At 72.5% G+C, this 17134-nt stretch carries 14 protein-coding genes; 9 read left to right on the forward strand and 5 right to left on the reverse strand.

The features are described 5' to 3' along the window. Positions 1 to 717: 717 nt before the first annotated feature. Positions 718 to 1509 (forward strand): protein phosphatase 2C domain-containing protein, encoded by a 792-nt coding sequence (locus AC07FV_RS17670; RefSeq protein ID WP_479088218.1) that lies wholly within the window; start codon positions 718 to 720, stop codon positions 1507 to 1509. Between the two features lie 21 nt (positions 1510 to 1530). Here the strand turns inward: AC07FV_RS17670 and AC07FV_RS17675 are convergent, their stop codons facing one another. Then, complete coding sequence (locus AC07FV_RS17675; RefSeq protein ID WP_479088220.1) at positions 1531 to 2025, reverse strand: MarR family winged helix-turn-helix transcriptional regulator; 495 nt, start codon at positions 2023 to 2025, stop codon at positions 1531 to 1533. Between the two features lie 252 nt (positions 2026 to 2277). On the opposite strand from AC07FV_RS17675, the gene AC07FV_RS17680 reads away from it, so the two are divergent. Beyond that, on the forward strand, positions 2278 to 3105 hold the full coding sequence (locus AC07FV_RS17680) for a lysozyme (protein ID WP_479088221.1): 828 nt from the start codon (positions 2278 to 2280) through the stop codon (positions 3103 to 3105). Between the two features lie 56 nt (positions 3106 to 3161). Here the strand turns inward: AC07FV_RS17680 and lon are convergent, their stop codons facing one another. Further along, positions 3162 to 5591, reverse strand: coding sequence for an endopeptidase La (lon, locus tag AC07FV_RS17685; protein ID WP_479088223.1), 2430 nt, complete (start codon positions 5589 to 5591; stop codon positions 3162 to 3164). Between the two features lie 270 nt (positions 5592 to 5861). Here lon and AC07FV_RS17690 point away from each other — a divergent pair, with 270 nt between their 5' ends. The 5 genes from AC07FV_RS17690 (at position 5862) to AC07FV_RS17710 (ending at position 13070) form a co-directional block, all read left to right on the forward strand. Then, the gene (locus AC07FV_RS17690) at positions 5862 to 6560 is read left to right on the forward strand and encodes a spermidine synthase family protein (RefSeq protein ID WP_479088224.1); all 699 of its coding nucleotides are present in this window, start codon (positions 5862 to 5864) and stop codon (positions 6558 to 6560) included. Positions 6561 to 6682: 122 nt separating this feature from the next. Then, positions 6683 to 7423, forward strand: a complete 741-nt coding sequence (locus tag AC07FV_RS17695; RefSeq protein ID WP_053136987.1) for a response regulator transcription factor — start codon at positions 6683 to 6685, stop codon at positions 7421 to 7423. Continuing rightward, positions 7420 to 8544, forward strand: coding sequence for a sensor histidine kinase (locus AC07FV_RS17700; protein ID WP_356604499.1), 1125 nt, complete (start codon positions 7420 to 7422; stop codon positions 8542 to 8544). Before AC07FV_RS17695 ends, AC07FV_RS17700 begins: the two co-directional genes overlap by 4 nt. Before the next feature lie 281 nt (positions 8545 to 8825). Then, positions 8826 to 12641 (forward strand): multifunctional oxoglutarate decarboxylase/oxoglutarate dehydrogenase thiamine pyrophosphate-binding subunit/dihydrolipoyllysine-residue succinyltransferase subunit, encoded by a 3816-nt coding sequence (locus AC07FV_RS17705; protein ID WP_479088226.1) that lies wholly within the window; start codon positions 8826 to 8828, stop codon positions 12639 to 12641. A 243-nt stretch (positions 12642 to 12884) separates the two neighbouring features. Continuing rightward, a complete protein-coding gene (locus tag AC07FV_RS17710) occupies positions 12885 to 13070 on the forward strand; it encodes a DUF6104 family protein (protein ID WP_053136981.1) in 186 nt (61 codons plus the stop codon). A gap of 79 nt (positions 13071 to 13149) precedes the next feature. Here the strand turns inward: AC07FV_RS17710 and AC07FV_RS17715 are convergent, their stop codons facing one another. After that, positions 13150 to 13962: a hypothetical protein gene (locus tag AC07FV_RS17715; protein WP_479088228.1), complete on the reverse strand. Its 813-nt coding sequence runs from the start codon at positions 13960 to 13962 to the stop codon at positions 13150 to 13152. Between the two features lie 135 nt (positions 13963 to 14097). Here AC07FV_RS17715 and AC07FV_RS17720 point away from each other — a divergent pair, with 135 nt between their 5' ends. Both AC07FV_RS17720 and AC07FV_RS17725 read left to right on the forward strand, forming a co-directional pair. Continuing rightward, complete coding sequence (locus AC07FV_RS17720; RefSeq protein ID WP_479088230.1) at positions 14098 to 15048, forward strand: DUF4097 family beta strand repeat-containing protein; 951 nt, start codon at positions 14098 to 14100, stop codon at positions 15046 to 15048. A 1-nt stretch (position 15049) separates the two neighbouring features. Beyond that, positions 15050 to 16153, forward strand: a complete 1104-nt coding sequence (locus tag AC07FV_RS17725; protein ID WP_479088232.1) for a PadR family transcriptional regulator — start codon at positions 15050 to 15052, stop codon at positions 16151 to 16153. Positions 16154 to 16253: 100 nt separating this feature from the next. Here the strand turns inward: AC07FV_RS17725 and AC07FV_RS17730 are convergent, their stop codons facing one another. Together AC07FV_RS17730 and AC07FV_RS17735 are read right to left on the reverse strand one after the other, a co-directional pair. Further along, a complete protein-coding gene (locus AC07FV_RS17730) occupies positions 16254 to 16823 on the reverse strand; it encodes a Clp protease N-terminal domain-containing protein (RefSeq protein WP_479088234.1) in 570 nt (189 codons plus the stop codon). Further along, the gene (locus AC07FV_RS17735) at positions 16823 to 17032 is read right to left on the reverse strand and encodes a helix-turn-helix domain-containing protein (protein WP_053142812.1); all 210 of its coding nucleotides are present in this window, start codon (positions 17030 to 17032) and stop codon (positions 16823 to 16825) included. The genes AC07FV_RS17730 and AC07FV_RS17735 overlap by 1 nt, the downstream gene beginning before the upstream one ends. Positions 17033 to 17134 lie beyond the last annotated feature (102 nt).

The following is a 17134-nucleotide window of genomic DNA, read 5'->3' on the forward strand; positions in this document are numbered from 1 at the left end:
TCCCTTTCCCCCCCCCTCCCCCCCCCCCCCTCTCTTTCCCTTCCCCCCCCCCCCCCCCCCCCCCCCCCCCCCCCCCCCCCCCCCCCCCCCCCCCCCCCCCCCCCACGACCGCCACGGCGACGATGAGGCGGTTGCGCACATGGGTCGGGCGGCCCTTGCCGACGGGGGCCGCCGGTGGCGCCGGGGCGGAGGTGCCGGGGGTACGTTCCGCGCTCCCCGCGGGGGTCGGCTGCTTGTCTGTGCGACGAGGCCGCGTCTTCTGCACCGGTGCTCGCATTCCTGACTCGTGTACCCGTGGGTCCGGGTGGCGCTCCGTCAACTGGCCGGTCGGCGCGTGCGCCCGCCGCCGCGTTCTGGACTGTCTCCCAGCCGCCGACCGCGCGTCGGGCGGGCGGACCGCGTGTGCAGGACAAGCCTCCCACCGGATCCCGACCCTCCCAGTGCCGGTGGGCGGTGGGCGTGCATCATCCGACCCGCCACCCGAAGGAGTGAACCCCGGAGGGGAGTTGGTGAGCAAGTTCTCGCGGCCGGTGCGACACGCCCGCCTGGCGCGCCGGTTGGACGTCCGTGACGGGCGGTGGCACTATGTGCCGCCACGCGATCCCGGAGTGCCGAATTCCCCCCCAAAATGGGCGCCTGACCTGCGTCGCCGCGTCGCAACGGGGCAACTTGCCGGTCTTTTGCGAACACTGTGAAGGGGTCGTGCAGACTGGCCGGATGCGCACGGAACTGGTCTCGGAACCCGGTCAGGCCGACCACCCCAACGAGGACTTCGCGAGCGTCGGGCTTCCGGCCTCGGGACAGGGGGGTGCGATCGTCGTCCTCGACGGCGTGACACCGCCGTCGAGCGGGACGGGGTGTCTGCATTCCGTGCCCTGGTTCACCGCACGCCTCGGCGGCGCACTGACCGAACTGACCGTTTCACTCCCGGATGTTCCTCTCACCGAAGCCCTGTCCCGCGCCATCGCGCATACCTCGGCCGCACACGCGGAAACCTGTGATCTTTCTCACCCGCGGACGCCCCAGGCAACCGTCGTCCTGGCCCGCTGGTCCCCGGCCGCGGTCGAGTACCTGGTCCTGTCGGACTCGGCCCTCCTGGTGGAGGCCCCCGACGGCACGGTCACGGGTGTCCTGGACGACCGGCTGGCCCGGCTGCCGCGCTCGGCCCTGGCCACCGACGCGCTGGTGGACGCCCGACTGCGGAACAAGGAGGGCGGCTTCTTCACGGCCGCGGCCGACCCGGCGGTGGCGCGGCGGGCGGTGACGGGAGTGCTGCCGCGCGCCGAGGTGCGGACCCTGGCGGCCCTGACGGACGGGGCGGCGCGGTGGGTGGAGAAGTTCGGGGAGGGCGACTGGGCGCAGTGCCTGGCCCTGGTGCGCAAGCAGGGAGCGCGGGCCCTGGTGGACCGGGTGCGCGAGCTGGAGCGCGCGGACGCGGCGGGGGGCCGGGCGTTCCTGGGGCGCGGCAAGACGCACGACGACGCGACGGTGGTGTACGCGGAGCTGTGACCCGCCCGCCGGGTGGCGGCGCTACTTCTCCATGCCCCGGTTCAGTTCGTGCAGCAGCCTGGCCAGTTCCGTGACCTCGCGGGGGTCCCAGTCGGCGAGCCGGCGGGCGTAGCGGGCGCGGCGGGCCTCCCGGACCCGGCCGACGCGGGCCTGGCCCTCCGGGGTGAGGGTGATCAGCCAGGCGCGGCCGTCGGCGGGGTCGGGCTCCCGGGCGACGAGCCCGAGGTCCTCCAGGGCGCGCAGCTGGCGGGACATCGTGGCCTTGCCGACGCCGATGTAGGCGGCCAGCTCCGTGGCCCGCTGGCCGCCGCACTCGCCGAGGCGCACGAGAAGGCCGTACGCGGACGATTCGAGGTCGGGGTGGACCTCGCGGGCCATCTCGCCCTGGTTGGCGCGGGCCCGCCGGAGCAGGACGGTCAACTCCCGCTCCAGAGCCAGGAACTCCGGTTGGTTCACACCACTGCCGTTCACGGCGGAGCCGACCCCGCGACCGCCGCCGTTCCCGTCTTCGTGCACGTCAGCCCCTGCCTAGGTTTTCCCGTTCCTGAAAGTTTCCGCCACGGTGCGCCGTCTCCGCAGCTCGGCAAGTATTTCGCAGGCGTAGACCAACGGCGGCTCCCGGTCCCTCTTCCACCCGCCGTTCTACGTGCGTAGCGTCGGAGCCCGGGACGAGGGTGGCATGCTCACGCCACCCTCGTCGTCCTCCTCCCCCGCGCACCCCCACCGAGCAACCCCCACGGAGCACCACCGACCCAGCGGAGGCACGCCATGCCCGTGCACAGATCCGGATCGGCCCCCGGGCGGCGCTCAGCCGTCACCGGGATCCTGCTCGCCGCCCTCTCCCTGCTGTTCACCCTTCCGGCGCACTCCGCGTCGGCCGCCGACGTCCCGCCCCGCGGCTCCGCCCACATGGGCATGGGCGTCCTGGAGCACGACGGGCGGCACGGCACCCCCGTGCCCGGCGACGCCACCCAGACGGAGGGCGTCGACGTCTCCAGCCACCAGGGCAACGTCGCCTGGTCGACGCTGTGGAACAGCGGGGTCAGGTGGTCCTACGTCAAGGCCACCGAGGGGACGTACTACACCAACCCCTACTTCGCCCAGCAGTACAACGGCTCGTACGACGTCGGCATGATCCGCGGCGCGTACCACTTCGCGACCCCGGACACGACCAGCGGCGCCGCCCAGGCCAACTACTTCGTCGACCACGGCGGCGGCTGGTCCCGCGACGGCCGGACGCTGCCGGGCGCGCTGGACATCGAGTGGAACCCGTACGGGGCCGCCTGCTACGGCAGGACGCAGAGCCAGATGGTCACCTGGATCCGCGACTTCCTGAACACCTACAAGGCCCGCACCGGCCGCGACGCCGTGATCTACACGGCCACCAGCTGGTGGACCCAGTGCACCGGCAACTACGGCGGCTTCGCCGTGAACAACCCGCTGTGGATCGCCCGGTACGCCTCGACGGTGGGCACCCTGCCGGCCGGCTGGGGCTACTACACGATGTGGCAGTACACCTCGTCCGGGCCGACGGTCGGGGACCACAACCGGTTCAACGGCGCCCTGGACCGGGTGCAGGCGCTCGCCAACGGCTGACCGCGCGAGGGCGGGGCCCCGAACCCGGGGCCCCGCCCTTTCCGGCCGCGGTTCCGTCAGGCCGCGACCGGGACCTCGGACCGCGCACCGCTCGTCGCCGGTGCGAGGGCCAGTTCCAGGACCTGGCGCACGTCGGTGACGGCGTGCACGTCGAGCTTGTCCAGCACCTCCGCCGGGACGTCGTCCAGGTCGGGCTCGTTGCGCTTGGGGATGATCACGGTGGTGACGCCCGCCCGGTGCGCCGCGAGCAGCTTCTGCTTGACCCCGCCGATCGGCAGCACGCGGCCGGTCAGCGAGACCTCGCCGGTCATCGCCACGTCCGTGCGGACCAGCCGCCCGGAGAGCAGCGAGGCCAGCGCCGTGGTCATCGTGATGCCGGCGCTCGGGCCGTCCTTGGGGACCGCGCCCGCCGGGAAGTGGATGTGCACGCCCCGGTCCTTCAGGTCGGCCACCGGCAGCTCCAGCTCGGCGCCGTGGCTGCGCAGGAAGCTCAGCGCGATCTGCGCGCTCTCCTTCATCACGTCGCCCAGCTGACCGGTCAGGGTCAGCCCCGCCGCTCCCGTCTCCGGGTCGGCCAGCGACGCCTCCACGTACAGGACGTCGCCGCCCGCGCCGGTGACCGCGAGGCCGGTGGCCACGCCCGGCACGGAGGTGCGCCGTTCCGCCGGTTCCTGGGCGGACTCCGGCACGTGGTGCGGCCGGCCGATCAGGGCCCGCAGGTCGGCGTCGGTGACGGTGAACGGCAGCTCCCGCTCGCCCAGCTCGTGCTGGGCCGCCACCTTGCGCAGCAGCCGGGCGATCGACCGCTCCAGGGTGCGTACGCCCGCCTCACGGGTGTACTCGCCCGCCAGCTTGCGCAGCGCGCCCTCGTCGACCGCGACCTCGTCCCCGTCGAGACCGGCCCGCTCCAGCTGGCGCGGGAGCAGGTGGTCGCGGGCGATGACGACCTTCTCGTCCTCGGTGTAGCCGTCGAGGCGGACCAGCTCCATGCGGTCGAGCAGCGCCTCCGGGATGGCCTCCAGGACGTTGGCCGTCGCGAGGAACACGACGTCGGACAGGTCCAGCTCGACCTCCAGGTAGTGGTCCCGGAAGGTGTGGTTCTGCGCCGGGTCGAGGACTTCCAGGAGGGCGGCGGCCGGGTCGCCCCGGAAGTCCGAGCCCACCTTGTCGATCTCGTCGAGGAGCACGACCGGGTTCATCGACCCGGCCTCCTTGACCGCCCGCACGATCCGGCCGGGCAGCGCACCGACGTACGTACGGCGGTGACCGCGGATCTCGGCCTCGTCGCGGACGCCGCCGAGGGCGACGCGGACGAACTTGCGGCCCATCGCGTGCGCGACGGACTCGCCGAGGGACGTCTTGCCGACGCCGGGCGGGCCGACGAGTGCCAGGACGGCACCGCCGCGCCGGCCGCCCACGACGCCCAGACCCCGGTCGCCGCGCCGCTTGCGCACCGCCAGGTACTCGGTGATGCGGTCCTTGACGTCGTCCAGACCCGCGTGCTCGGCGTCCAGCACGCCGCGGGCGCCCTGGATGTCGTAGGCGTCCTCGGTGCGCTCGTTCCACGGCATCTCCAGGACCGTGTCGAGCCAGGTGCGGATCCAGGAGCCCTCCGGGGACTGGTCGGAGGAACGCTCCAGCTTGTCGACCTCCTTGAGGGCGGCCTCGCGGACCTTCCCGGGCAGGTCGGCGGCCTCGACGCGGGCGCGGTAGTCGTCGGACTCCTCGGCGGAGTCCTTGCCGTCGCCGTTCAGCTCCCGCAGTTCCTTGCGCACGGCTTCGAGCTGGCGGCGCAGCAGGAACTCCCGCTGCTGCTTGTCGACGCCCTCCTGGACGTCCTTGGCGATGGTCTCGGCGACGTCCTGCTCGGCGAGGTGGTCGCGCAGCTGCTGGGTGGCGAGCCTGAGGCGGGCGACCGGGTCGGTGGTCTCCAGCAGCTCGACCTTCTGCTCGGTGGTGAGGAAGGGCGAGTAGCCGGAGTTGTCGGCGAGCGCGGAGACGTCGTCGATGGCCTGGACCCGGTCCACGACCTGCCAGGCGCCGCGCTTGCGCAGCCAGGCGGTGGCGAGGGCCTTGTACTCCTTCGCCAGTTCGGCGACCTGGCCCGGCAGCGGCTCGGGCACGGTCTCGTCGACGCGCGTCCCCTCGACCCACAGCGCGGCGCCCGGCCCGGTGGTGCCGGCGCCGATCCGCACCCGGCCCCGGCCGCGGACCAGGGCGCCGGGGTCCCCGTCGGCGAGCCGGCCGACCTGCTCGACCGTGCCGAGGACGCCGGTCTTCGCGTAGGTGCCGTCGACGCGGGGGACGAGCAGGACGCGGGGCTTGCCGGGTTCGGACCTGGCGGCGGCCTGGGCGGCCTCCACCGCGGCCCGCACCTCGGCGTCGCTCAGGTCCAGGGGGACGACCATGCCGGGCAGGACCACTTCGTCGTCGAGCGGCAGCACGGGCAGGGTGAGCGGTGTGAAGGCGGCGGACTCAGCAGCCATGATCTCCCCTTCGGCAGTCAAGTTGAGTTACACCGACTCAATGAAAGGGAGCCCCGCATTGTTCCCCGAGGCGTGTTCGCTGTGAGCGATCAAGCCGCGGAGCCGGTCGGGCGGCCGGGTGGAGCCGGCGGGGCGTCCGGGCCGGGCACGTTCCGGGCGTCCGGGCCGAACATGCTCGGGCCTCCGGGCCGGACACTCACGGACACCCCGGCCCGCCCGAGTGAGAGCAAGGCCGGGACCCGCCGCATTCCTCCCTGCCAGGATGGGCCGATGCCCCTCACTTCCCACGATCCCCACGACCTCCCCGAAGTGCTGGACCGTCGCGAGGGCCCGTACGGCGAGGTGGTCCTGCGCCGGCACGGGACGCTGTTGCAGATCATCGCGAACGGCTGCTTCCTCATGGACACCTCCGACGGACGCTCCGAACGGCGGCTGGTCGACGCGGCGGCCGACGCGCTCACCGCCTCCGGCGAGCGGCCCGCGCCGCACCTGCTCATCGGCGGCCTCGGCGTCGGATTCTCGCTCGCACACGCCGCGGCCGACCCGCGCTGGGGCCGTATCGCGGTCGTCGAGCGGGAACGCGCCGTCATCGACTGGCACCGCGGCGGACCGCTGGCCGGGATGTCCGCCGAGGCGCTCGCCGACCCCCGCACGGAGATCGTCGAGGCGGATCTGATCGATCACGTCAATGAGACTTCCGCCACGTACGACGCGCTGTGCCTGGACATCGACAACGGCCCCGACTGGACTGTCACCGAGGGCAACGGCGGGCTCTACTCGGGGGCCGGACTGGCGGGATGCGCACGGGTGTTGAGACCCCGCGGGGTGCTTGCCGTGTGGTCCGCGCGACCCTCTCCGGAATTCGAAGAAACCTTGCGTAATGCCGGGTTCCAACAGGTGCGTACCGAAGAGATCCCCGTTGCCCGGGGCGTTCCGGACGTCGTCCACCTCGGCGTCGGGCCTGGATAGCAAAGGCCCGGTGACTCCCCGTACGCTGCTGACCTGACGCGGTCATTCAAGCGTCAATCGCAGTCATGCGCAGACGAGGGATCACCCCACTGATTCCGGTAAGCACACCTCAGGGGCGGGCGATGGAGCAGACACAGACCTCCCACAACGGCACGGCGACGGCCACCCAGGGCGCACAGCGCCGGGTGCTGGTGGTCGAGGACGACCAGACGATCGTGGACGCCATCGCGACCCGCCTGCGCGCCGAGGGCTTCCTGGTGCAGACGGCGGGCGACGGTCCGGCCGCCGTCGACACGGCCGAGGCCTGGCAGCCCGACCTGCTGATCCTCGACATCATGCTGCCCGGCTTCGACGGCCTGGAGGTCTGCCGTCGCGTGCAGGCCTCCCGCCCGGTGCCGGTACTCATGCTCACGGCGCGCGACGACGAGACGGACATGCTGGTCGGGCTCGGCGTCGGCGCCGACGACTACATGACCAAGCCGTTCTCGATGCGTGAGCTGGCGGCGCGCGTGCACGTGCTGCTGCGCCGGGTGGAGCGGGCGGTCGTGGCCGCCTCCACGCCGCGCAGCGGCATCCTGCGCCTCGGCGAACTGGAGATCGACCACGCGCAGCGCCGGGTGCGGGTGCGCAGCGAGGACGTCCACCTCACCCCCACCGAGTTCGACCTGCTGGTGTGCCTGGCGAACACCCCGCGCGCGGTGCTCTCCCGCGAGCAGCTGCTGGCCGAGGTGTGGGACTGGGCGGACGCCTCCGGCACCCGGACCGTGGACAGCCACATCAAGGCGCTGCGCCGCAAGATCGGCGCCGAGCGCATCCGCACGGTGCACGGTGTGGGCTACGCGCTGGAGACGCCGACGCCATGAGCCGGGGACGGGAGGCCGCACGGAGGAGCCCCGGCCCCCGGACCACCGGGGATCCCTGGGGCGGTGTTCGCCCGTTCTCGATCAAGACCAAGCTGGGCGCGCTGGTCGTCACGTCGGTGCTGATCACCACGGGCCTTTCGGTGATCGCGGTGCACACCAAGACGGAGCTGCGCTTCATCACGGTCTTCTCGATGATCGCCACCCTGCTGATCACGCAGTTCGTGGCGCACTCGCTCACCGCCCCGCTGGACGAGATGAACGCCGTGGCCCGGTCGATCTCGCACGGTGACTACACGCGCCGGGTGCGCGAGAACCGCCGCGACGAGCTGGGCGACCTGGCCGTCACCATCAACCGCATGGCCGACGACCTGGAGGCCCAGGACCGGCAGCGCAAGGAGCTGGTGGCGAACGTCTCGCACGAGCTGCGCACCCCGATCGCGGGGCTGCGCGCGGTGCTGGAGAACATCGTCGACGGGGTGACCGAGGCCGACCCGGAGACCATGCGGACGGCCCTCGGGCAGACGGAGCGGCTCGGCCGGCTGGTGGAGACGCTGCTGGACCTCTCCCGCCTGGACAACGGCGTCATACCGCTGCGCCAGAGGCGTTTCGAGGTCTGGCCGTACCTCTCCGGCGTGCTCAAGGAGGCCAACATGGTCGCCTCGGCGCGCGCGGGCATCGCCTCGGGCTCGGGCAGCCACACCCGCACCGACGTCCACCTGGCGCTCGACGTCTTCCCGTCGGACCTCACCGCGCACGCCGACCCGGAGCGCATCCACCAGGTCGTCGCCAACCTCATCGACAACGCGGTCAAGCACAGCCCGCCGCACGGCCGGGTGACGGTCAAGGCGCGACGCGGCGACCTGCCCGAATCGCTGGAGCTGGAGGTCCTCGACGAGGGCCCCGGCATTCCGCGCTCGGAGTGGCGCCGGGTCTTCGAGCGGTTCAACCGGGGTTCGGTGTCCCGGCCGCACGGTCCGGGCAGCGACGGCGGCACCGGGCTGGGCCTGGCGATCGCCCGCTGGGCGGTGGATCTGCACGGCGGCCGGATCGGTGTGGCCGAATCCGAGCGGGGATGCCGGATTCTCATCACTCTTCCGGGCCTGCCCTCGTTGCCGAGTTGACGTAGGGTTCGAAGCGGAGCACCAAGATCCACGGGCATCCGCGCCGACGGACACGTGTGATCAGGCACAGGCCCGCGTTGTCCCGGCGCCGGGCCCGGGTCTCCCCTTCCCTCACGCATCAGAACCTCGCTTGTTTCCCGCCATTTCCAGCGCCGAAACGCGGTCTGCAATGTGACTTACGCGACGATGAACGGGCCCGGTCTGACCTTCCGGGTCAGGGAGGCGTAGCCTTGATTCCCGCTGTCCACCATCTTGTGAAGCGGAAGAGGGCGGTTCTCGCCGTGTCGCCACAGTCCCCCAGTAACTCGAGCATCTCGACCGACACCGACCAAGCGGGCAAGAACCCCGCTGCCGCGTTCGGTGCCAATGAGTGGCTCGTCGACGAGATTTATCAGCAGTACCTCCAGGACCCGAATTCCGTGGACCGAGCCTGGTGGGACTTCTTCGCCGACTACAAGCCCGGAGCCGCCGCGGCCCAGCCGGCCGCCGGCACCGCGAACGAGAGCGCGGGCGCGCCCCAGGCCGCCCCCGCGCCCCCCGCGCAGGCTCCTGCCCCGGCCAAGGCACAGGCGCCCGCCCCGGCGGCTCAGCCGGCCCCCGCCGCGAAGCCGGCAGCGCAGCCCGCCGCCGCTCCGGCGGCCCCGCCCGCCAAGCCCGCGCAGGCCCGGCCCGCCGCCAAGCCCGCGGCGAAGGCGGCCGCCCCCGCGAAGGACGCCGCCGCGGCCCCCGAGGGCCCCGAGACGGTGACGCTGCGCGGCCCGGCCGCCGCGGTCGCGAAGAACATGAACGCCTCGCTGGAGCTGCCCACGGCCACGTCCGTGCGCGCGGTCCCGGTGAAGCTGCTCTTCGACAACCGCATCGTCATCAACAACCACCTCAAGCGCGCCCGGGGCGGGAAGATCTCCTTCACGCACCTGATCGGCTACGCGATGGTGCAGGCCATCAAGGCCATGCCGGCGATGAACCACTCGTTCGGCGAGAAGGACGGCAAGCCGACCCTCGTCAAGCCGGCCCACGTCAACCTCGGCCTCGCCATCGACCTGGTCAAGCCGAACGGCGACCGCCAGCTCGTCGTCGCGGCGATCAAGAAGGCCGAGACGCTGAACTTCTTCGAGTTCTGGCAGGCCTACGAGGACATCGTCCGGCGCGCCCGCGACGGCAAGCTGACGATGGACGACTTCTCCGGCGTCACGGTCTCGCTGACCAACCCCGGCGGCCTCGGCACCGTCCACTCGGTGCCGCGCCTGATGCCCGGCCAGTCGGTCATCATGGGCGTCGGCTCCATGGACTACCCGGCGGAGTTCCAGGGCACCTCCCAGGACACCCTGAACAAGCTCGGCATCTCCAAGGTCATGACGCTCACGTCGACCTACGACCACCGGGTCATCCAGGGCGCCGCCTCCGGCGAGTTCCTGCGCCAGGTCGCCAACCTCCTCCTCGGCGAGAACGGCTTCTACGACGAGATCTTCGAGGCGCTGCGCATCCCCTACGAGCCGGTCCGCTGGCTCAAGGACATCGACGCCTCGCACGACGACGACGTCACCAAGGCCGCCCGCGTCTTCGAGCTGATCCACTCCTACCGGGTCCGCGGCCACGTCATGGCCGACACCGACCCGCTGGAGTACCAGCAGCGCAAGCACCCCGACCTGGACATCACCGAGCACGGGCTCACGCTGTGGGACCTGGAGCGCGAGTTCGCGGTCGGCGGCTTCGCCGGCAAGTCCCTGATGAAGCTGCGCGACATCCTCGGCGTGCTGCGCGACTCGTACTGCCGCACCACCGGCGTCGAGTTCATGCACATCCAGGACCCGAAGCAGCGCAAGTGGATCCAGGACCGCATCGAGCGCTCGCACACCAAGCCGGAGCGCGAGGAGCAGCTGCGCATCCTGCGCCGGCTGAACGCGGCGGAGGCCTTCGAGACCTTCCTCCAGACGAAGTACGTCGGCCAGAAGCGCTTCTCCCTGGAGGGCGGCGAGTCCGTCATCCCGCTGCTGGACGCGGTCATCGACTCGGCGGCCGAGTCCCGCCTGGACGAGGTCGTCATCGGCATGGCCCACCGCGGCCGGCTGAACGTGCTGGCCAACGTGGTCGGCAAGTCGTACGCGCAGATCTTCCGGGAGTTCGAGGGCAACCTCGACCCGAAGTCGATGCACGGCTCGGGCGACGTGAAGTACCACCTGGGCGCCGAGGGCACCTTCACCGGGCTGGACGGCGAGCAGATCAACGTCTCGCTGGTCGCGAACCCCTCGCACCTGGAGGCGGTGGACCCGGTCCTGGAGGGCGTCGCGCGCGCCAAGCAGGACATCATCAACAAGGGCGGCACGGACTTCACCGTCCTGCCGGTGGCGATCCACGGCGACGCGGCCTTCGCGGGCCAGGGCGTGGTGGCCGAGACCCTGAACATGTCGCAGCTGCGCGGCTACCGCACCGGCGGCACGGTCCACGTCGTCATCAACAACCAGGTCGGCTTCACCGCCGCCCCGGAGTCCTCGCGCTCCTCGATGTACGCCACCGACGTGGCCCGCATGATCGAGGCCCCGATCTTCCACGTGAACGGCGACGACCCGGAGGCCGTGGTCCGCGTCGCGCGGCTGGCCTTCGAGTTCCGCCAGGCGTTCAACAAGGACGTGGTGATCGACCTCATCTGCTACCGCCGCCGCGGTCACAACGAGTCGGACAACCCGGCCTTCACCCAGCCGCTGATGTACGACCTGATCGACAAGAAGCGCTCGGTGCGCAAGCTGTACACCGAGTCCCTCATCGGTCGCGGCGACATCACCCTGGAGGAGGCCGAGCAGGCGCTCCAGGACTACCAGGGGCAGCTGGAGAAGGTCTTCACCGAGGTCCGCGAGGCCGTCTCACAGCCCTCCTCCGTGGAGCCCTCGGACCCGCAGGCCGAGTTCCCGGTCGCCGTGAACACCGCGGTCAGCGCCGAGACGGTCAAGCGGATCGCCGAGTCCCAGGTCAACATCCCCGACCACGTCACCATCCACCCGCGCCTGCTGCCGCAGCTGCAGCGCCGCGCGGCCATGGTCGAGGACGGCACGATCGACTGGGGCATGGGCGAGACCCTCGCCGTCGGCTCCCTCCTCCTGGAGGGTGTGCCGGTCCGTCTCACCGGCCAGGACTCGCAGCGCGGCACCTTCGGCCAGCGTCACGCGGTGGTCATCGACCGCGAGACGGGCGACGAGTTCACGCCGCTGCTGTACCTGTCCGAGGAGCAGGCCCGGTACAACGTCTACAACTCGCTGCTCTCCGAGTACGCGGTGATGGGCTTCGAGTACGGCTACTCGCTGGCCCGCCCGGACGCGCTGGTGATGTGGGAGGCGCAGTTCGGCGACTTCGTCAACGGCGCGCAGACGGTCGTGGACGAGTTCATCTCGTCGGCCGAGCAGAAGTGGAACCAGACGAGCGGCGTGACGCTCCTGCTCCCGCACGGCTACGAGGGCCAGGGCCCGGACCACTCCTCGGCCCGCCCGGAGCGCTTCCTCCAGCTCTGCGCGCAGAACAACATGACGGTCGCGATGCCGACCCTGCCGTCGAACTACTTCCACCTCCTGCGGTGGCAGGTGCACAACCCGCACCACAAGCCGCTGGTCGTCTTCACCCCGAAGTCGATGCTGCGCCTGAAGGCCGCGGCCTCGAAGGCGGAGGAGTTCACGACGGGCCAGTTCCGCCCGGTCATCGGCGACGAATCGGTCGAGGCGGCCGCGGTCAGGAAGGTCGTCTTCTGCGCGGGCAAGGTCTACTACGACCTGGAGGCCGAGCGGCAGAAGCGCGGCGTCACGGACACGGCCATCATCCGCATCGAGCGCCTGTACCCGCTGCCGGGTGCCGAGCTCCAGGCGGAGATCGCCAAGTACCCGAACGCCGAGAAGTACCTGTGGGTCCAGGAGGAGCCGGCGAACCAGGGTGCCTGGCCGTTCATCGCGCTCAACCTGATCGACCACCTGGACCTGGCGGTCGGCGCCGACGTCCCGCACGGCGAGCGCCTGCGCCGCATCTCGCGGCCGCACGGCTCGTCCCCGGCCGTGGGTTCCGCGAAGCGGCACCAGGCCGAGCAGGAGCAGCTGGTGCGCGAGGTGTTCGAGGCCTGATCCCCGAACGGGCCTGAGGTGCCCCGACGGCGGTCCCCGAGGGCCCGGTCCGCGTTCCGAGGAACGCGGACCGGGCCCTTCGGCGTGCCGGGCACCGCATATCCTGGGACCACCTGTTCCTGGGACCACCTGTTCCTGGGCCCAGTGGCTCCTGGGGCCAGCGGTTCCTGGGGCCAGCGGCTCCGAGGGGACCGCCCCTGTTCGACCCGGCCGGTCCGGCCGGCCCATCCGACGGAGAACACGTTGTACTTCACCGACCGCGGCATCGAGGAACTGGCGAAGCGGCGCGGCGAGGAGGAGGTCACCTTCGAGTGGCTCGCCGAGCAGCTGCGGACCTTCGTCGACCTGAACCCGGACTTCGAGGTCCCCGTGGAGCGACTGGCGACGTGGCTGGCGCGGCTGGACGACGAGGACGACGAGGACGCGTAACCAGCCCGCTCCGCCCACCCCCGCTCCACGGCGCCCTGCCCGCCCCGGGTGACGGGACGGCTCCCCCGCCGCGCGCCCGTCAGTGACGCCGTGAGAGGCCGTACGCCGTTCCCAGGGCGCCGTGGGCCATCAGCAGTGCCCCCGCCGCCGTCCAGCCGCCGCTGCGCCGCCGTAGGCCCCAGGCGGCCAGCGGCAGGCCCGCCGCCATCTGCGCCAGGGCCAGGGCGCGCGCCCCTGGGCCGCCCACCCAGGGCATCCACGGCGCGAGCGGGGTCTCGTCGGCGGTGGGGCGCCACCCGGGGGCCTCGGTGCGCCGGGCTTCGGGCAGGTCGCGGGCGACCGCACCGAGGCGGTCCGCGCTCGCACCGGGGTCGAGCCCGGCGGGCAGGGCGAGCCCCGCGCGCGTGAGGACCGCGAGCAGTCCGTGCAGCCTTGCCCGTGCGTCGGCCCCGGGATCGGCCCGGGTCAGCCCCTCCAGCGAGTCGAGGTCGAGGACCGGGTCCAGGCCCAGACGGGCCGCGAAGGTGCGCATCGCCTCGTCCTCGCCCACCGGGGTGCCGTCCGCGAGCCACACGTAGCCGACGGGCCGGCGGAATCCCGACGCGAGCGCGTAACCGGCCCGGTCGGCGTCCCACCACAGGGCGAGCACGGGCCAAGGGGCGCCCACGGCGAGCGCGGTGGCCCAGCCGGTGAGCACGCGGTCGACGGGTTCGCCGCCGTGCCGCCAGGGCCCGCCCTCCGGAACGAGCACGCTCCATTCGCCGCCGGCCCTGGCCAGCGGCATGCGTTCGCCCAGCAGCGGGGCCACGGCGGCCACGGGGGCCGGCTCCGCGCGGCACAGCAGCAGGGCACCGGCGGCGGCCGCGGCGGACACGGGCTCGTGCGTCGACATGGTCACAAGTTAGGGCAATGCCTCCCTCCCGGCCGTTCGGAGATCACCGGAACGGGCGCCTTGACTTTGGGCGTCCGCGATATATCGTGAATAGCAGGACGCGATATGGCGCGTTCGGTCGAGGAGGTCTGCCGCATGTCCGAGTGGTCCGTCGCGGAGCCCAGGAAGCTCACCTTCGACGAGTCCGTGAGCGAGCTCCACGTACGCGTCGTCCACGGAACGGTCAACGTCGTGGGTACGGACGAGGGTTCCGCCCGCCTGGAGGTGTCCGAGATCGAGGGCCCGCCCCTGATCGTGACCCACCAGGACGGCGTGCTCACGGTGGCCTATGACGATCTGCCCTGGAAGGGCTTCCTCAAGTGGCTCGACCGCAAGGGCTGGCAGCGCAGCGCGGTGGTCTCCCTGGCGGTGCCGACCGGCACCCGTGTGGAGGTGGGCGTGGTCAGCGCGGCGGCCGTCGTCTCGGGGCTCGACGGACGGGCCCGGGTGAAGGGCGTGACCGGGGACACCACGCTGGTGGGCCTCGCCGGCCCGGTCCGCGCGGACACCGTCTCCGGGAGCGTGGAGGCGCAGGCTCTCACCGGCGACCTGAGCTTCCACTCGGTCTCCGGTGATCTGACGGTGGTCGAGGCGGGTTCCTCCGTCCGGGCCGACTCGGTCAGCGGCTCGATGATCGTCGACCTGGACACCACGGGCTCGTCCACCGCCATCGACCTGACCAGCGTCTCGGGCGAGATCGCCATCCGGCTGCCGCAGCCGGCCGACGCGCGGGTGGAGGCGAACACGGCCAGCGGGACGGTCTCCAGCGCCTTCGAGGACCTGCGGGTGGGCGGGCAGTGGGGCGCCAAACGGATCACCGGGCGGCTCGGCGCGGGCAACGGCCGGCTGAAGGCCACCACCGTCTCCGGCGCGATCGCCCTGCTGCGCCGTCCGGCACCGGAGGACACCCCGTGGGACGGGCGGCCCCAGGACACCGCCCCCGTGGGCGACCCGCAGGACGACCCGGGGGACAATTCCGCTTCCGGCCGGGACCACGGCGCCCCCGGCGCCCCGGCCGACGGCACGACCGACAAGAAGGTGCTCTGACATGCCCCCCGTCTTCGCCCACGGCCGCCTCCGCCTCTACCTCCTCAAGCTCCTGGACGAGGCCCCGCGCCACGGCTACGAGGTGATCCGCCTCCTCGAAGAGCGCTTCCAGGGCCTGTACGCGCCGTCGGCGGGCACGGTCTACCCGCGCCTGGCCAAGCTGGAGGCCGAGGGCCTGGTCACCCACACCACCGAGGGCGGCCGCAAGGTGTACGCCATCACGGACGCCGGCCGCGCCGAGCTGGCCGACCGCGCGGGGGAGCTGGCCGACCTGGAGCTGGAGATCCGCGAGTCGGTCGCCGAGCTGGCCGCCGAGATCCGCGCCGACGTCCGCGGAGCGGCGGGTGACCTGCGCCGGGAGATGCGGGCCGCGGCCGGCGCCGCCCGCCGGGGTGCCGGCTCGGCGACGTCCGAGGGCGGCGAGGGCTCCGCCTCCGGCGCCGCGGACGCCGACGAGAACGAGGCCTGGCGCGCGGCCAAGGAGGAGATGCGGCGCGTCAAGCAGGAGTGGAAGGACCAGGCCCGCCGCGCCAAGGACGAGAGCCGCCGCGCCCGCGAGGAGGCTCAGCGGGCCCGGCACCAGGCCAAGGAGGCCCAGGAGCGGGCCCGGGCCCAGGCGCAGGAGGAGGTGCAGCGCATCGCCCAGCGGGTCCAGGAACAGGTGCAGGACCACTTCTCGCGCGGTGACTGGCCGACCGGCCTGCGCGAGGGCCTGAGCGAACTGGCCAAGGAGGTCGGCGACTTCGGCAAGGACTTCGGGAAGGACCTCGGCAGGGAGTGGGGCTTCGGCCGCACCGACACCGGGACCACGACCCACCGGTCCGAGCGCTCGACCCCTCCCGGACAGACGTCCGCTCCCGAGTACTCCGCCACCCCCGAGGACTTCCCGGCCGACTGCACCCCGGCCTGGGCCCACGAGGACGCCTCGGAGTCCACCGGCGACCCGGCCCGCGACCTGGACCGGCTGCTGGACCGCTTCCGGGACGACATCCGCGACGCGGCCCGCGACCACGGCGTCACGACCGACCAGCTCCGCGACACCCGCCGGCACCTGTCGACGGCCGCGGCCCGCATCGGCGCGGTACTGCGGGCACCGAAGCCCTGAGAGTCCGGCACCGGCAGCGCCCGTTCCCCGGGCACGACCGGCCTCCCGGGCACCCACCTCGGGTGCCCGGGAGGCCGCGCCGGACGGCACACCCGCAGACTCAGGCGCACGCCTCCCCGGCACCGGGCCCCGTTCCCAGCACCGCGCTCAGCGACTCGTGGGTCACCCCGTGATCGGCGAGCACCTCGGCGGCCACACCGGGGCGGACGGTGAGGGCGAGGAGGATGTGCTCGTCACCGATGTACCGGTCGTGCCGGGTGAGGGCCGCGCGCAGGGACTGCTCCAGCACCTCCTTGGCCCCCTTGCCGAAGGGGCGGTGCCCGGACCACCACCGCCTGCTCCTGCGGGGGCCGGACATCGCACCGACGCCGTGGGTCTCCTCCACCCGGGCGACGATCTCGGAGACGTCGATCCCCAGCCCGGCGAGCGCCTCGGTCTCCGCCCGCGTCAGCCCGGCACGGCGCCGCGCCTCCGCCAGGTCCTCCCGTACCGCCTCCCGGCGCTCGCCGGCGCCCAGGGCCGCCAGCGCGGAGGAGGCGCGGCTGCCCTCGCGGTCCAGGAGGGCGAGCAGCAGATGCTCGGCCTCGACGGTCTGCGCCCGCGCCTCCTCGGCGTGCTCGGCCGCCCCCTGCACCACGGCCCGCGCGTCCTTGGTGAACCGCTCGAACATCAATGCCTCCCGTACTTCTTGTGCACGGCCTGCCTGCTGACCCCGAGTTCCGAGGCGATCTCCTGCCACGACCAGCCCTGATGGCGAGCGGCACGTACCTGCACCGCCTCCAGTTGCTCCAGGAGCCTGCGCAGGGCCGCGACGGCCCGCAGCCCGACCCGGGGGTCGCGATCACCCGCACGTGCGGCGAGATCCGTAGCTTCACTCATGGCGTCAACGTAGATTGACAACCCGACGACTGTCAACCCACATTGACAAAGCGAACGGCGGGCCCGGAGAACCGGACCCGCCGTGACAGAGAGGTGGCAGGA

This window comes from Streptomyces sp. NPDC045956, assembly GCF_056430705.1.

What these genes read in the sequence shown, in the direction of transcription:
- AC07FV_RS17670 (WP_479088218.1), top strand. Translation starts at nt 718, where the DNA reads ATGCGCACGGAACTGGTCTCGGAACCCGGTCAGGCCGACCACCCCAAC.
- AC07FV_RS17680 (WP_479088221.1), top strand. Translation starts at nt 2,278, where the DNA reads ATGCCCGTGCACAGATCCGGATCGGCCCCCGGGCGGCGCTCAGCCGTC.
- lon (WP_479088223.1), bottom strand. Translation starts at nt 5,591, where the DNA reads ATGGCTGCTGAGTCCGCCGCCTTCACACCGCTCACCCTGCCCGTGCTG.
- AC07FV_RS17690 (WP_479088224.1), top strand. Translation starts at nt 5,862, where the DNA reads ATGCCCCTCACTTCCCACGATCCCCACGACCTCCCCGAAGTGCTGGAC.
- AC07FV_RS17695 (WP_053136987.1), top strand. Translation starts at nt 6,683, where the DNA reads ATGGAGCAGACACAGACCTCCCACAACGGCACGGCGACGGCCACCCAG.
- AC07FV_RS17700 (WP_356604499.1), top strand. Translation starts at nt 7,420, where the DNA reads ATGAGCCGGGGACGGGAGGCCGCACGGAGGAGCCCCGGCCCCCGGACC.
- AC07FV_RS17715 (WP_479088228.1), bottom strand. Translation starts at nt 13,962, where the DNA reads ATGTCGACGCACGAGCCCGTGTCCGCCGCGGCCGCCGCCGGTGCCCTG.
- AC07FV_RS17720 (WP_479088230.1), top strand. Translation starts at nt 14,098, where the DNA reads ATGTCCGAGTGGTCCGTCGCGGAGCCCAGGAAGCTCACCTTCGACGAG.
- AC07FV_RS17725 (WP_479088232.1), top strand. Translation starts at nt 15,050, where the DNA reads ATGCCCCCCGTCTTCGCCCACGGCCGCCTCCGCCTCTACCTCCTCAAG.
- AC07FV_RS17730 (WP_479088234.1), bottom strand. Translation starts at nt 16,823, where the DNA reads ATGTTCGAGCGGTTCACCAAGGACGCGCGGGCCGTGGTGCAGGGGGCG.
- AC07FV_RS17735 (WP_053142812.1), bottom strand. Translation starts at nt 17,032, where the DNA reads ATGAGTGAAGCTACGGATCTCGCCGCACGTGCGGGTGATCGCGACCCC.